Here is a 14987-nt window from a genome sequence, read left to right as displayed (position 1 = left end):
TCTGTGCAGTCATGGTACTATGCCACAAACCCGATGAAGGAGGTCGTGACACATGATCGCTTTTCTGATGATCGCCGGGCTTGGCGTCCTGGCGCTTCTCTCCCGGTTCGCCGCGCTGACACGGATGACCATCCCGCTTTTGTACACCGTGTCCATGCTGACGGTGTTCCACGGTTGGTATCGCGCTCATACCGTGCTGGCAGACCGCATCCTGTTCGCCCTTGTAGGGCTGGTGGTGCTGTCCTGGCTGCTTTCGCTGATCCGCTTTGTCTGCGATCTTGTTATGCAGGCACGGGATGACGCTGCCGCTATGGAGTATTTCTCCTACCGTGTTCGCAAAGCACGGGAGAACGGCGAAGACACCGTCAGCACAGAGGGTCTGTGGCGCTGAATCAGCCAAGGCCCATCAACTCCCGGATGATGCGGTCGCTCATCTTGATCGCGCCCACCAGCACCAGCATATTGAAGATCAGCTCGCCCACATAGTTCCATACGATGGTGGCTGCCGCCAGCGTATCGTCCGCGATGGCAGGCGGTGAAGACGCGAACGCCGAGAAAATCACACAAGCCAATACGATGACACAGCCCTCCAGACAGATGGCGGCATAACTTTTCAAAAAGGCTACGCCGATACTGCTGGAGGGCTGTCCCGCAAAGCTGGCCAGCGGGATGGGCGCGATGGCCGTTGCGATATAGAGCTTAAAAAAACGGCTATACACCGTCAGTATCATGACAAGGGAGAGCACCCAGATAAAGAGCGAGCCCAGCAGCGTCACCGCCCAAAGGGGGATGGAGTCAATAAAGCCCACATCCTCGATGACACTCACCAGTTCATCCGGTAATGTGGTGGCAGACATCGCCGTCAGCCCGGAGGAATCCATGATGGTTGTCACCATGCCCTGGGCAACACGAAACGCGCCGGTCATCAGTTCCATGCCCCAGGTCACTGCCGCCTGCGCCAGCACAAAGCGGATGAAGCATTTGAAGGCCACTTCCGGCTTCTTCATCTCGGTGAAGCTACCGCAGGTCTTGACCACGCCCATTACAAAAAACAGCACCAACAGCGCATATCCCACCGCTTTCAATCCGCCGTTGATGCCGACGATGACATTCCAGATACCGCCGCCCTTAAAGGACTCCGGTGAGGTGCTGATAAGCTGCCAGATCTCTGCCAGCCTTCCGTTCCACATTTCCAGCGCAGAGTTCAAATTGTCTACGATCCAGTTTCCGCTTCCCATTCAAAATCACCTCCTACGGGAAGAACAGGGTGAACGGTATCATGCCGTTCACCCTGCCGCGTTTTTCAGCCGGTGATGAGAGTGAGGATCTCCTTCGTAAAGGTAATGACGATGCCGCCTGCCACCGTCAGCATACCGTTGGCGCGCTGAGAGGGGTCATGGCTCTTGAGGGACAGTCCCACCTGCAAAATGCCAAAGCCCAGCAGAATAAGGCCAATGGCGCGGATCAGAGAGAAAATGAAATCAGACAGGTTGTTGACCACCGTCAGCGGGTCATCTGCCGCCAGCGCAGGCACTGCGGTGACTGCCAGAAGCAGGGCGACACAGGCAAAGACGGAATAGACCCGCTTTGCCTTTCTTTCAAAATTCTTGTTATTCAAATCATGTTTCATGCTGCAGCATTCTCCTTTTCATTGTCAAAATCAGTTTGGAACAGCGGCTCTCCCGGAATAGGAGGCTCCGCCGTCCCGTGGTGGATGTAGGGCGGTGCGCCGCCATCCATCGTATAGCGGATGGCGGGATGCTCCATGAGCTCATACTTTTCGTCCATCACCGGCCGTGTGCCGCGGATGAACAGGATGCAATACCGGTTATCCAGCATCCGCACCTCGTCCGGCGTCAGCAGTTCTCTGCCGCTCATCTGGAAGTTAGTGGAGTAAGACCCGGACCGCCCTTTGGTCTGCCCGTGGGTCTTGGTGTCAATGGTGGACTTACCCAACGCCTCAGAAATGTACTTGTGAGTGCTTGCCTCGTTGCCGCCCAGATAGAGCAGCGTGTCCGAGTTGCCAGGGATGGTTTCCCAGGAATCCTTATACAGCTCCTTAATCTGCGCCATGTTCTGGATGATGGTGCTGCAGGAGATATTGCGGGAGCGCATGGTCGCAAGCTCCCGCGGCAGCCCCGGCAGATTGACCGATGGCGCTTCGTCCAAGATAAAGTGGACATGACACGGCAATGCCCCATGGTGGATCTGGTCGGCGCAGTAGTACAGTGTTTGGAATATCTGGGAGTACAGCAGGCTGACGAGGAAGTTGAAGGTCGTGTCATTATCCGGGATCACGGCATACAGAGCGCACTTTCGCTCTCCCAGCGTGTAGAGATCCATGTCATCATGGTCGGTGACAGCTTTGATCTGCGGCAGATTGAAGGGCGCCAGCCGCACAGCGGCACTCACCAAAATGCTTTTCGCTGTCTTGCCAGAGACGAAAAGTCAAGGACTTTTTCATCAAATTCAAAAAGAAGTCACATTTTGCGGACTTCCTCACGGAGCAGACGCTTGATTTTGTCCTCCATCGTCTCTTTTGCGGTCTGGCTGAAATGGACACGGACGATATAGGTTGTCTTGCCGATCTGCTTTCTGACAGTCGGGCAAGGGGTGCTGTTGGTTGCGGTATTGTTCATTCAAAATCCTCCTGTAAATGAAAAATGCCCGGTGACTTTTCATCATCGGGCGGTGATCGGTATGAGGGAAGAAGGCAAGGCGGCAACATTAAGGTATCTATAAAAACCTTGCCGTCTTTGCCACGCTTGCCGTGTTCCTGTTGTCAGTCTCGGAGATAGCAGACCCATGCTGTGCTGTCTTTCTCGGTCACAAGCCTGTCTCCGATACGGCTCTTTGCCGTTCTCATGGTGCGTGAGGAAATCCCACGCTCATTGACTGCCTTTTCCAGCTCTGCACTCGGCATACGCTTTCCGTTTGCAAGCAATTCCAGAATGAGCATTTGCGCCTGTGCGGTCTTGCTCTCGGTCTTTGCGGTGTCTGTCCCGGCAAGAAGCTCGTCAGCGGTAATGTCATAAGCTCCTATCCACTCAAAGCCTTTCTCGTCTCCCAGAGAAAAGGCAAGGGACTGTCCGGGCGGCGCAAGGGAGCTTTTCTCATGGATAAGTACCCTTGTTGTGGGGCTGTCCTTCAGCTTACCGATAAAGAGCAGACTGCGGACTGCCGCCGTAATGTCGATAGACCCCAATCCCCGGTAGGTGCTTTGCGTTCCTGCGGCTTTGTTCAGGTGTCCAATCAGCACGATAGCGCACCCGGTAGCCTGTGCAATGTCTCCCAGACTGCGGAATATCGGGCGCACCTCGTTTGCTCTGTTCATGTCCACATCTGCGCCCAGAAACGCCTGTACCGGGTCAATGATAACAAGCCTTGCGTTGTTTTCCCGGATTGCCCTTGCTATGCGCTCATCGGCAAGGGTCAGCGGTGTGTCCCTATCGTCAATGACAAGCACTCTTTCAAGGTCTGCTTCCGCTTCCATCAGTCGGGGCTTGACGGTATCGCCCAGACCGTCCTCTGCGGTCTGATAGATGATGTTGAAAGGCTCAAGGGTCTCCATACCGGGTAAAGGCTTTCGGTTGGTGCAAGCCGCCGCAAGACGCATGGCAAAGTAGGTCTTGCCCTCGCCGGGGTTGCCCTGTATGATCGTCAGCTTTCCAAAGGGGATATAGGGAAACCATAGCCATTCCACACTCGTCAGCTCCACATCTGCCATGCGGAGCATGGGAACAGGCTGGGCGGTGGGCAGCTCTCGCAGCGTGATTGTCTCGGCTATGAATTTGCGGCTCGGAATGTCCCCTTGCTGACGGAGAACATCGTTCCAGTCTTTCCTTGCCGGGACAAGGCGAATGACGGCGATCTCGCCGGGAATGTCCTGTTCCAGCCGGGTGCAGGCTTCACTTCCTGCGGTGTCGCTGTCAAGGCAGAGGAACACTTTTCGGGTGTCCTTGCGTTCAGAAAGAAAACGGTCAAGGGCTTTGCCTGAAACGCCGCCCAGGGCAAGGTAGCTCCTTGTCTGCCAGTCCTGCGGATAAAGGCAGATAAAGGACAAAAGGTCAATCGGTGCTTCAAAAACAAAAAGCTGGTTGCCGTTTCCCTCATAGCGGAACGGATAGGACTTGTCAGACCCGGTAATATCCTGTCTGAATGGGTCTGCCGTTCCTCGCACATGGGCGTATCTTGGCGTACCGCTTCGGTCTCTGCCAACAAAGACAACATTGTGCCGCTTTGCGTCCTCGTAAATATCCCCGGAAAGAAGAAAAGCCTCAACCAGTTTCGGGTTGAGACCTCGGCTTTCGCAAAGATATTGAATTGCTCTGTCGGCTGTTCGGTTGTGCAAGGGCAAGTGGAACGCTGTGGGCGGTGCTGTGGTGGCTTCGGTCTGTCCTTCGCCGCTTTCGCCGGTTAAGAGCTGGACAGCTTCGGAAAAGGATTTGCCGTAAAACTCCATGACAAAATCAATGGGATAGCCGCCCTTGCTCTGGCTGTGTCGAAACCACTTGTTTCCCCGGACGGTCAGGCTGTCATGTTCTTTCCAGCGGTATTCTCGTCCGCTTTTGATAAGTGTCTCTCCCTGTGTGCGGAGAAAATCTTCCAGACTGACGGCGTTTGCCCGGTCAATCTGTGCTTGGGTGTAATTCATCGGGATAGTTCCTCCTTTTTCTGTCGTGTTTGGGGTCGATTTTGGAGCTTTTGTTCCTCTGTGCGCTCGTTAAATCGGGCGGCAGTATCTACACATGACTTGACCTTCCAAAGGCGGTGTAAATCGTCTCTGACGGTCTTAAACTCGCCATAGGTGGTGTTGTGCGCCTGTTCCAGCTCGTCATACTCGTCGGACAGCTTTTTCATATCCACCTTGCCGTCTGGGAACTCCCCGGTCAGCTTTCGTCTGGCGGCGTAGAACTGTTTCAGTTCCGCTTCATGCTCTGCCTTGTACTTGGCTCTGGGCTTCTCAAACTTGATTTTCTGCAAGCCGTCATAGACAGGCTTCAAGCTCTGGAAAGCAGCGGAGCTGTCATAGAGCTGCTTAATTGCTTTCATTCGGGCGGTCTGTTCGTCCAGCGTTTTCTTCAAGCTCTCTGTGGCAGCACTGTGTTCGCTGACACGGCTTTCCAAATCTTCAAGGGAGTAAATGCCGTTTGCCCGGAGATAATTGAAAGTCTCGTTCATCTCCTTTAGGTTGCTGACCTTGCCTTTCTGCGAATATGCCCCGGCTCTGCGCTGGGTGTAATAGGCGTTCAGCAGAGAAACAAGGTCGGGTGCCTGCGGCTTGGCAAGCTCCGCTTTTGCTTCGGCAATCCAATCAAACAGGAGAGTGATTTTCTTCTTGATGTCCCGGATAACGGCATTGGTGGCTCTAATCCAGCGATTGAACTCGCCTTTCTCGGTGCGTATGCCTTTCTTCTCCATTGCCCGGACGGTTGCGCCCTCATGGACGGTGGGAAGTAAATCCACGCCTTGCCGTTCATAGCTGCGGTGGTCGATACGAACATCAATACCTTTTTCCGCAAACTTGGCATTGCATAGCTCCGCCCATGTCTGCCGCCAGTATTCCAGCGTTTCGGGACTGCCCCAGTCGGTAGTGGGAACGGCGTTGAACACAAACTTTCCGTCTGCGTCTCGGATACGGTTGCCGTCCTCGTCCAGCTCATACACCCGGCGTTGCTTTAGTCCCCATTTGCCGTTCTGCTCGATGGGGCGGATGGGGCAAAGCACATGAAAATGCGGGTTTGGTATGCCGCCGTCCTCCCGGTCTGGCTGGTGTACGGCGAAGTCAACCACCATGCCCCGGCTCACAAAGTTCTCCAACAAAAATTGCCTTGCAAGAGCGATGTTTTCCTCAAGGGAAAATTCATTCTGCAAGGCAATGTCAAAGCTGTATGCAAGCTGTGCGTTCTTTCCACGCTCGGCTTTTTCCACGGCGTTCCATAGGGTCTGGCGGTCTGCGTATTCGGGCGGTGCATGGGACGGCAGGAGAATGTCAGAGCAGATCACGCCGCCCTTGCGTGTGTAGTCGCTGTATTCGCCGTAATACTCGCTATACAATCGCTCCCCGGCTCGGTAGGCGGCAGAAGCGATAGCGGACTGTCCTGCGCTTCGCTTAGTCTGCGTGACGCTCAGATGAAATAGTGCCATCGGCTTTCAACTCCTTTTCTCTGTTTGCTTGGCTGATATGGGTAATCGCCATGTGACGGACGGCTCGCTGGACTTCGGACAGGGAAAAGATGTGTTCCATCAGCTCTGTCATTTCGGTGCGTGTGAGATCTTTGACCTCCGGGGCAAGGCTCTCAATCGTGCCGCCCAGATTGCAAAGGCGGTGGGTGCGTTTCTGCCTTTCGCCTTTCTCCAGATATTTCTTTCTGTTTTCAAGACGGTTGAGCTTGTGCTTCTCCTGTGCAAGCTGCGTCTCGGCTCGTTCCTTTTCGGCTCGAAGCTGGTCAAGGGTTTTCGGTTTTGTCATTGTGATTGACCTCCTTTTTTTGATTTTGGGGATAAAAAAGACCGTCAACTTTTCGCATAGTGCGACCAGTCAACGGTCTGATTTTCGGTATTCGGTTTTTGTGTTCAGTTAGACAAACTGGAAGTTGTTAGTCGCTATCTTGTTTGCGGTTAAATTCAAAAACGACAGGTTCAAATTCAACTAAATGCTTATCTTGGGTGTTAGTTCCTTTAGGGTTCTCTATGCCGGTAACTTCATAGTATTCATCACTGTATTGTATTTTACTACCATCAAAATCTTTTTGAATGGATTTGACATATTCAAACGGATTTTCTATTGGTAACAAACTTAATGCCCGCTGTAGCTGTTGTGCCGCTGTCCTCTGCTCATCGGTCAGTATTTTTTCTTCGTTTGCCATGTGTTCTTCAAATTTATTTTTATCCATCCAAACGATTTGCTCCAATGGGTTAGCAGTACCACAAGCCAAGATTAAACGGATAAAATCTTCAAAATTTGCCGCTAATGGATATACATTTTGGTCTACACAACTTTCTGGATTGCAGGCAAATACCATTTCTCCATATTCCGGCAAAAAGCAATACAGAATACATCCTTCAAATCCGATTGGCTTTGCGTTGACGGGATAGCAAAAATACGGGTCTGCAATATCTCCATATTCTAAACATAAAAGTCCCTTATCTATGGGAAGTGCCATATACTTTTCGTAAATCGTTTCCATTGATGTGCCTCCACAAAATTCAAATTTTCTGTTCCCTATAAACTTAATTTATTGGGATTTACCAAATCGCCAAACAACGATTTGCTTGTTCCATAAAATTCATTTTATTCGCCTTCAAACTTGCTGGCGGCGAACAGCATTTTATGCTGTTTGCGGACGGCAAGTCCACAAGGGATAGACGCACAAGCGTCGCAAGGGAGTGTAGCTCCCTTGACGGAACGAAGTGACGAAACATTCTCGGTCGTGCAGTTTTCTTCTGCTGACCGGGAACGAAGCTCCGCAGGACGCACATACTCCCGATAGGAGAGTATAGAAGTGCGCCCTTTAGTTCCTAAAGGGTTTTTATCAGTGCGACAAACTGGAATTTAACTGTCTTTGCTAAAAAACCCTATAACAGCCATAATAAATCCTACAGGTATTAAAAGAAAAGACGCCCACACAATACCAATGTATATCAGCTCTAAACCTGCAAGAATCATTATTGCAATACCTAAGAGCATTAAACTGTTACCAAACATAATTTTTTTCATAATGCTTTTCCTCCACAACTTCAAATTGTCGCTCGTCTACCTATCCAACTTAAACGGCACAACATTTCCAACAACGCGTCCAACAAAATATACAATCACGCTCCTTTGCAAATTCCGATTTGTTGCTTAATTTTCGTATTCAAATTATACCATAAAACTTGTGAACAGTTCTACCGCAACTTTGGACTATATGAGAAAAGTCCGAACAGTTTTCTGCCCGGACTTCCTCGCTCAATCATAAATCAATTCCGCTTTCACAATCTCCTCTGCCTGTGCCTTGCAAGCGTTCATCTGCCGCACCCATTCCATTTGATTATCGGCTTTCAGTTGCTCGGTCACGCCGTACTGCTTTGCCAGCTTCGGCACGATCAGCTCCATGCGTTTTCGTGCCGCTTCTTCAATCTCGGCGCAATGTTCAAAGAGCTTGTCGGATAGCACCAGTTCATTGAACAGTATCGGGCGGTGCATTTCTAAATACGCCTTGCGAAGTCTGCCGTAGTGTCCGATGGGCTTGGTCTTGCGGATAATGATGTTCGGGATAAGATAATCGCCGTTCCGTGTGTAAGTGATATTCATGCTGTTTGTACTCCTTTCATCGGCTCTCTCTGCGGTAAACTGCTGGCGGGAACGAACACGCCCTTTGCAATATCCTCCGCACGAATGGCGGCTTTCTTGGCTTCGATTTCTGCCTTTTTTCTCCCCTTGATTTTGTCCTCGTATCGCTTCTGCGCTCCGCTGGCTTTCCGCTTCAAGTAGTTCTGATGAAGCCTGTCTTTGCGTTCCTCACGCTTGCGGATTTCTTCTAATTCCTCTGGGGTAAGCTCCACTTCTCCAAACGCCGGAGGAACAAATCGCCCGACAAAATTGAAGTAAATCTCGACCTCCTGTGTGGTCTGTATACTGCCCTTGCGGTCACGCTCATGCACAAGGATTTTCTCGATAAACTCGTTGAGCATGGCAATGGTCAGCTTGTCGAAGTTCTCATATTTGTCAATCAGAGCGATAAAACGGTCAGCGTCCTTTTCGTGCTTCTCATAGCTCTTGACAGCCTTTTCCAGAACAGAGATTTCAGCGGTAAGCTCGGACTGTTCCTTTTCGTATTGAGCGTCCAGAGTGGCGTATCTGCTGTCGGACAGCTTGCCTAAAATGTTGTCCTCATAGATTTTGCAGAGCAGGACTTCCAGCTCGGAAACTCTCTGCTTTGCTGTGGCAAGGCGTGTGCGCTGTTTTCTGACCTCTGCCGTCTGCTGGCTGGACTGCGCTTCCTGCACCACACGGACAAACTCGGCTCGGTCATGCTTGGCATACTCGGCAATAGCTTTGAGCATTTCGGAAACAAGGGACAGTACCACATCTTCATTGATACGGTGCTGTGTCGTGCAGAGCTTTCCAACTGGGACTTTGCTGTATTGGGAACAGGTATATTGAGAAATACGCTTGCCGTTGTTGGTACGGTGGACATACATCTTGCCGCCGCAATCGGCACAATAAAGCAAGCCTGTGAGGGGAGCTGCTTCGCCCCAGCCGTCCGGGTAGCGTCTGACATTCCCACGGATTTTCTGCACAAGGTCAAAGGTCTGCTGGTCAATGATAGCTTCATGGGTATTCTCGAAAATCGTCCATTCGTCCTCCGGGACATAATGGCTTTTCTTGTCCTTGAAGTGCTTTCGAGTCTTGAAGTTGATGGTGTGTCCCAGATATTCACGCTTTTCAAGAATGTTGCAGATGGTGGAAGAACCCCAGCCGTACACATCTTTGAAAGTCTTGTTTTTATTCACACCCTCGCCGTGCTGGGCAAGGTAAGCGGACGGAATGAGGATTTTTTCTTCTTTCAGCTTGCTGGCGATCTGATACGGACCGTAGCCCTCAATCGTCATGGCAAAGATGCGCTTGACCACATCAGCGGCTTCGGGGTCAACCAACCATTGGTCTCTGGCTTCGTTCCAGAGATAGCCGTAAATGACCGTGCCTGTGAGGTGCTTGCCGGACTTGCCTTTGGACTGGAAAGTGGAACGGATTTTACGGCTGGTGTCTCTGGCGTAATACTCGTTCATAATGTTGCGGAAAGGGGTAAAATCATCGTCACCTCTGGCACTATCCACGCCGTCATTGATAGCGATAAGTCGCACGCTACGCTGACGCAGGATTTCCATAATCTGACCGACTTTCAGATAGTCACGACCCATGCGGCTCATGTCCTTGATACACAGGTACTCCACATTCCCGGCTTCCACCTCTTTCATCATTGCCAGAAATCCGGGACGGTCAAAGCAAGTACCACTAATGCCATCGTCCGTGAAATGGACAATGTTCGTAAACCCCTGCCGTGCGGCGAACTCCTCCAACATAGCCTTTTGATTGGAAATGGAATTGCTCTCACGCTGCTGGTCATCATCTTTGCCAAAGTCATCACGGCTCAGTCGTTCGTACAGAGCTGTGATTTTCTCGTTTTTTCTCATCGCTTGCGCTCCTTTCTTCGATTTTAGGTTATGTGTTCTAAGAGACTTCCCAACCGCTTGATTAAGAAGTCTTTTAGAGCATACAACACCCGCCGCCTGCTTAAAAACCTTATATTGACGCAGGGCAACACTTTCCGGGTTCTCATACTCCATTGCCCGGAACAGCAGATCCAGCGGGGAGACATACTCGTCATCGTCCTCCTTCACTTCGGCATATTCCAGCACACGCAGCACCATTGAAAAATTCTGCTCATATTCCGGCGCTTCCTGGAACAGCATGAGGATGATGGCCTGCAGCAGTGCTGTCTCGGACTTCGACCAGAACGGATCGGACTCGTGACTGCCCTTGGGCGTGGTCGCCTGAATCAGCGTGTTCACCAGCTTCAGCGCGTCCTTTTCATCCCGCAGATAGCGGAACGGGTTATAGCCGTCCGACTGCGACAGATCTACCAGATTCAGCACTCGGATGTCGTATCCCTGCCGTTTCAGATACCCTCCGGTGGCGGTCAGCACCTCCATCTTCGGGTCCGTGATCACATAGTTGCTGTTTGCTTCCAGAATGTTGGGCTTGACATAGCCGCGCGTCTTGGCGGCGCCGCTGCCGCCAATGACCAGCACATTCAGTGAGCGCCGGTGCTTGTGGGTATCCAGCCCCAGCCGCACATGGCGGGTGAGGATCTTGTTCTCCTTCTGCCGGAACTGCGCGTTGAGCTGCCGGGGAGAGCCCCATGCGGCGGAGCCGTGTTCCTCTCCGTCCCGTGTTCTGCCCTGTCCGGAAGCATAGAGACACAGCCCCATGAGATATGCGCCGGTGCAGACGAGAATGGACAACAGGCTCTTGTCTGTCCATTGGATCTGGAAAGGCCGTTCCAGCGCGGCAGTTAAGTTTGATAGCAGCTCCGGCAGACCGCCGCCAAGGGACTGGGCGATCAGCAGCGCCGCCCATATCACAGGGATATAGAGGAACAGCGCAAGTACCAGATCCGTTGTTTGGGATGTCTTTTTCAGCCGCATCACCTCCTGCATAAAAAATACGAGGCCGGCAAAGCATTCCACTCTGCCGGCCTTGCTGACGAAACGGCTTTCTTACTTTGTCCTGTCCGGTCGTACTTTTTGACGGACCTTTTCCTTGGCCGGGGCAGACTTCTGCCGGGTATCCAGCTGCGCCTGATACCCTTTCAGCCGTTCCAGAACCGAAGACCGCTCATTCGTCATCGTCCCGGCAGCCGTTTCCCTGTCGCTGAATGAGGTCGATCTGCCTTTGGTATCTGGCAAGTCTGTTCCCGACCGAGATTCTTTTTTTGGCGCCACCTCCTGCCGCTTGCCCACAGGCGGTGTCACAGGCGTTTCCCCCTGCTGGGGGCGTTGCTGTTCGCGCTGCGGCGCCTCCTGTCCCACACGGGCTTCCTGCTCCTTAGAGGGGGCATCCTGCCGCGCCTGCTCCGGCTGCCCGGTATATCGGATGCGCTCAAAGATCATATTGGCGCGGTCGATCTCCGTTACCGGCATGATCACATCCACGACTTTTCCCTTGTTATCCGAATCACGGATGGCAGAGAACAGGATCTTCTGTTTTCCTGCCCGCTGCCTGAATTGCTGATACTGTTCCGGTGACATGGAAAATCGCCGCACATCGCGGGTCTCCTTCAGCATCTTGACCAGATTGACTTTACCGGAAATGGTCTTGTGGTTTTTTGCCAGCGCCATAGTGAGCGCCAGCATATTTTTGATGGCGGAGCCGCTCAGCCGGACAGCGACCTCGCTACCGGAGAGCATCATGCGTACCAGCTGGTCCGCCGCTTCACCGCCTCCGATGTTCATGCTCCCGCACCTCCTTCTGGTGTTCTTCTGTTTTCTGGATGTCCTGCTCCATTACAGGCGTCTGCTGGCAGATCTCCCGGCAGAGCTTCCACTTTTCCCGCTCCGCCCGGATCTCCCGATTCACCTCTGAGAGCTGTTCATACACTTCTGCCTTTTCTTTCTTCAGCACTTCCTGCGGAATGCCGCTGTCCTCCAGCAGCTTCACGGCTTTCATATACTGCTCGAATTCCTGCTCCATGCCGATGAGCCCTTCCTCGTATAACGCCTTGCTGGGTTCCAGCGCCTCCGCGTCTGCCAGCGCCGCGTAGAGCGGCTGGCGTTTCTTCTTCCGCACATTGAGGAGGGTCCGCTGCTTTGTCAATCTGCCCAGCGTTTCCTCTGTGCGTTGTTCGAATGCCGCCATGTCAGCAGGCGTTGTGATGTCATTTTTCCGCAGGAACGCGAACTGTGCCTGATACCGTTCAAAGCGCATGACCGCCTGCCGCAGATGCGGTGTCATGCGGGGCGGATACTGCCGCTTTCCGATCTTGCCCAGCAGATAGAGATAATGGACATAGAGGGCAAGGAAGCCGCTGTACTTGGGATGTTTCCGGTACGGCTGATACGCCGGCCGCGCAGGCAAGACAGGCCGCAGTCCCGCTTCAATCTGTTCCAGGTTGCCCTGGATGGCAGTGCGGATACCGTCCTCTGTGAACAGCGGATCTCGCCTGCCGGGGTACTGGTATCGGTCCTGTCCTCGCAGGCGGAAGCCGAGCCTGCCTCCATGATGGATCTCATACCCCTTATGCTCCATGAGCAGGAAGAAGTGGCCGAGGTCGTTGGCGTCCCGGATAGCATCCCGCAGATCTGCCTCCAGCATGGAGCGGAAGGTGGGCTGCCCTTTGGACTGGCGCAGCCACTCGATGTAGCTGACCGACCTGGCAGGCTCGCCCTGCACGATGACGGACAATCCATGCTCCCGGCAGAGCCGGTCTGAAATGGCACGGATCTGCTGGTAGTAGCTTTGCTGCGTACTGTGATACTTTTCGCCGGTATCTGCATTCACCGAATTAAATACGATATGTGAATGGATATGATGCCGGTCTACATGGGTCCCAATCACAACCTCAAAGCCGTCCAAGTGTTCCTGCGCAAATGCTTTAGCAATTTCTAAAGCAAGTTCAGGTGTGATTTCACCAGGCTTGAACGATTGAATGATGTGATAGCATTGACGCTTATCCAATCGTCCGGTTTCCAGCTTTGTTTTCATCATCTCGCGGTACTCTCTCCCTGGATCGCAATTAAAATGTGCTGTTAAAATATGCCCATCCGTTTTGTCACCGTTCAGAACATAATCAATAGCTTCTTTTAAGCCGCCGTTACGGGGCAGGATTTTCGTAACAGCCATTACTTATTCGCTATCCGGAACATAAGCTCATATACCTGATCCAGAAGATAGAGTCCCCGTTTGGCATCCTCCGGCTTCGCAATTCCTGCATTGACGCTGCGGGCGATCTGGTTGATGTTGTTGCCGATATGATGTATTTCCGTCCGGAGCTCTTTAATTTCTTTTGTAGGGCGGGCTTTGACCGGTCGTCCCTCAATAAGCCGTGCAAGATATGCCCGTTTTGTCAGCCTGCACTCTTTGGCCTGACAGCACAGCAGCTGATACTGCTGTGTTGTCAGTACGATGTGCAGATGGTGTTCTTTCTTGTTCTCATCCACATTTTTCTCCTTCCTGCGGCGTATAGCCGCAAGTTTTTCCGCCAGCAGGCGGCATAGGGGACCGGGGTATCCTCGGCAAGCTGTGCAAATGTACATTTGCGCGATGCTTGCGCCAGCGCCGCCATCGGCGGCGTTGCGCCAGCGCCGCCATCGGCGGCGTTGGCTGTTCCCCGCCGACGGCGGGGCGTTTTTTGAGAGGTAGGTTGATTCCAATACAGGCGGACACGGTCCGCACCTTTTCCAGAAAAAAGAAATGCCTGGCAGCAGCGCCAGACATCCGGTTTCGCAGGGTCCTTCCGCACAGGGTGTCAATGTAACACCCAAAATAGAAACGGCAGGGTGTCTTGATGACACCCTGCCTGTCATTATTACCGTTCAAAATCATGGTCGTGCGCTGAACGCTCCCGCTTCTTCAATTTTCGCATTGAGAAATCGAGAATTCGCTCTTTTCTGGCCTGCAGCATGGTCTTATAAAACTGCTTTTGCAAATCAGACGCAAATGGCGTTTCATCGATGATTGCAAATACTTGCTCCATATTGATTCTCGGAAGGATTCGCTTCAGTGCCGCATTGCAATCCGGATAAGACAACGACGAAAGGAAGTTAAAATAATTGATTCTCTGTCCGTTGATCTTTATGCCGGAGAGAGGTAGAGAAAAGGTCCGAAGGTCCTGTTCTTTCTGGCTTTCCAGTGTATTTCGCATGATGCTTTCGTCTGCCTGTGGGTAAAGGCTGCTGCCGCAGTCATATACAGGAGCCAAGTGGATCTCATCCGTCATGGTATTATACAGAAATCCCCAGTTGCCGTTATGCCGATCCCAGTTGCCGATCAAGGCATCTACAATGAACATATCCCAGAAGTGCTGTTTCAGCAGCGCAGGTGGAAAGGCTGTCTGGTCCTCCATAGCTTGTGTGATATCAGACAGTTCTGTACCATAGCCGCTGTGTCCGGAATTGATCACCGTATTTTTCAGAGATGCGAAGTCCTGCAGCACGATTCCTGGTGAAGTGAAATCCTTGCAGGCAACAACAATTTTTTCCGCACCGTTCTTTCTGTAGATTCCCAGAAGCGTTTCCTGTGCGGCAATACCAACGCTGTTGAAAATATGGCAGCCAATGTATTCTGAAATGCAGCTATTGGCATAACTCAACTCTTTATTTTTAGGAGCGGGTGCCGGGAATTTCAGCATATACTGTTCACCGTCGTAAATGACAGCGATCTTTGCGCCATTCGCTCCTGCATAAAACTTATTGCGGGTGGGTAAGGCTGTAAAATCAAGCAC

15 protein-coding genes and 1 pseudogene are annotated in these 14987 nt (G+C 52.1%); 1 reads left to right on the top strand and 15 read right to left on the bottom strand.

Annotated elements, in window-relative coordinates:
- Positions 1-52 precede the first annotated feature (52 nt).
- Positions 53-391 carry a hypothetical protein gene (locus tag KQI82_RS07320; protein ID WP_116722057.1) on the top strand — a complete coding sequence of 113 codons (339 nt, stop codon included), beginning with the start codon at positions 53-55 and terminating at the stop codon, positions 389-391.
- A 1-nt stretch (position 392) separates the two neighbouring features.
- Here the strand turns inward: KQI82_RS07320 and KQI82_RS07315 are convergent, their stop codons facing one another.
- The 15 genes and pseudogenes from KQI82_RS07315 to KQI82_RS07245 form a co-directional block, all read right to left on the bottom strand.
- On the bottom strand, positions 393-1238 hold the full coding sequence (locus KQI82_RS07315; protein ID WP_216632178.1) for a VirB6/TrbL-like conjugal transfer protein, CD1112 family: 846 nt from the start codon (positions 1236-1238) through the stop codon (positions 393-395).
- A gap of 65 nt (positions 1239-1303) precedes the next feature.
- The gene (locus tag KQI82_RS07310) at positions 1304-1630 is read right to left on the bottom strand and encodes a formate hydrogenlyase (RefSeq protein ID WP_187333654.1); all 327 of its coding nucleotides are present in this window, start codon (positions 1628-1630) and stop codon (positions 1304-1306) included.
- A pseudogene (locus tag KQI82_RS07305) lies at positions 1627-2439 on the bottom strand (VirD4-like conjugal transfer protein, CD1115 family); the annotation flags it as partial. The gene KQI82_RS07310 and the pseudogene KQI82_RS07305, both read right to left, overlap by 4 nt.
- A 41-nt stretch (positions 2440-2480) precedes the next feature.
- Entirely contained in the window at positions 2481-2639 is a 159-nt protein-coding gene (locus KQI82_RS07300; RefSeq protein WP_081731980.1) for a transposon-encoded TnpW family protein, read from the bottom strand.
- A gap of 143 nt (positions 2640-2782) precedes the next feature.
- Positions 2783-4654 carry an AAA family ATPase gene (locus tag KQI82_RS07295; protein ID WP_216632177.1) on the bottom strand — a complete coding sequence of 624 codons (1872 nt, stop codon included), beginning with the start codon at positions 4652-4654 and terminating at the stop codon, positions 2783-2785.
- On the bottom strand, positions 4651-6147 hold the full coding sequence (gene mobQ, locus KQI82_RS07290) for a MobQ family relaxase (RefSeq protein WP_216632176.1): 1497 nt from the start codon (positions 6145-6147) through the stop codon (positions 4651-4653). The genes KQI82_RS07295 and mobQ overlap by 4 nt, the downstream gene beginning before the upstream one ends.
- Positions 6113-6472: a DUF3847 domain-containing protein gene (locus KQI82_RS07285; RefSeq protein ID WP_110436881.1), complete on the bottom strand. Its 360-nt coding sequence runs from the start codon at positions 6470-6472 to the stop codon at positions 6113-6115. The genes mobQ and KQI82_RS07285 overlap by 35 nt, the downstream gene beginning before the upstream one ends.
- Positions 6473-6599: 127 nt before the next feature.
- Positions 6600-7190 carry a hypothetical protein gene (locus KQI82_RS07280; RefSeq protein WP_044907645.1) on the bottom strand — a complete coding sequence of 197 codons (591 nt, stop codon included), beginning with the start codon at positions 7188-7190 and terminating at the stop codon, positions 6600-6602.
- A 365-nt stretch (positions 7191-7555) separates the two neighbouring features.
- Positions 7556-7720, bottom strand: a complete 165-nt coding sequence (locus KQI82_RS07275) for a hypothetical protein (protein WP_006060468.1) — start codon at positions 7718-7720, stop codon at positions 7556-7558.
- 231 nt (positions 7721-7951) lie between these two features.
- Positions 7952-8296 carry a TnpV protein gene (locus tag KQI82_RS07270; protein ID WP_078785309.1) on the bottom strand — a complete coding sequence of 115 codons (345 nt, stop codon included), beginning with the start codon at positions 8294-8296 and terminating at the stop codon, positions 7952-7954.
- Positions 8293-11187, bottom strand: coding sequence for a DUF4368 domain-containing protein (locus KQI82_RS07265; RefSeq protein ID WP_478213755.1), 2895 nt, complete (start codon positions 11185-11187; stop codon positions 8293-8295). The genes KQI82_RS07270 and KQI82_RS07265 overlap by 4 nt, the downstream gene beginning before the upstream one ends.
- 78 nt (positions 11188-11265) lie before the next feature.
- Entirely contained in the window at positions 11266-12000 is a 735-nt protein-coding gene (locus KQI82_RS07260) for a DUF3801 domain-containing protein (protein WP_216632175.1), read from the bottom strand.
- On the bottom strand, positions 11981-13387 hold the full coding sequence (locus tag KQI82_RS07255) for a relaxase/mobilization nuclease domain-containing protein (RefSeq protein ID WP_216632174.1): 1407 nt from the start codon (positions 13385-13387) through the stop codon (positions 11981-11983). The genes KQI82_RS07260 and KQI82_RS07255 overlap by 20 nt, the downstream gene beginning before the upstream one ends.
- Complete coding sequence (locus tag KQI82_RS15880) at positions 13387-13917, bottom strand: plasmid mobilization protein (protein ID WP_338148959.1); 531 nt, start codon at positions 13915-13917, stop codon at positions 13387-13389. Before KQI82_RS15880 ends, KQI82_RS07255 begins: the two co-directional genes overlap by 1 nt.
- Before the next feature lie 155 nt (positions 13918-14072).
- Entirely contained in the window at positions 14073-14987 is a 915-nt protein-coding gene (locus KQI82_RS07245) for a HipA domain-containing protein (protein WP_216632173.1), read from the bottom strand.

The organism is Dysosmobacter acutus (assembly GCF_018919205.1).
Taxonomy (GTDB): Bacteria; Bacillota; Clostridia; order Oscillospirales; family Oscillospiraceae; genus Oscillibacter; species Oscillibacter acutus.
The sequence above is the reverse complement of the archived record's forward strand: the minus strand, read 5'-3'. Positions and strand labels throughout refer to the sequence as shown.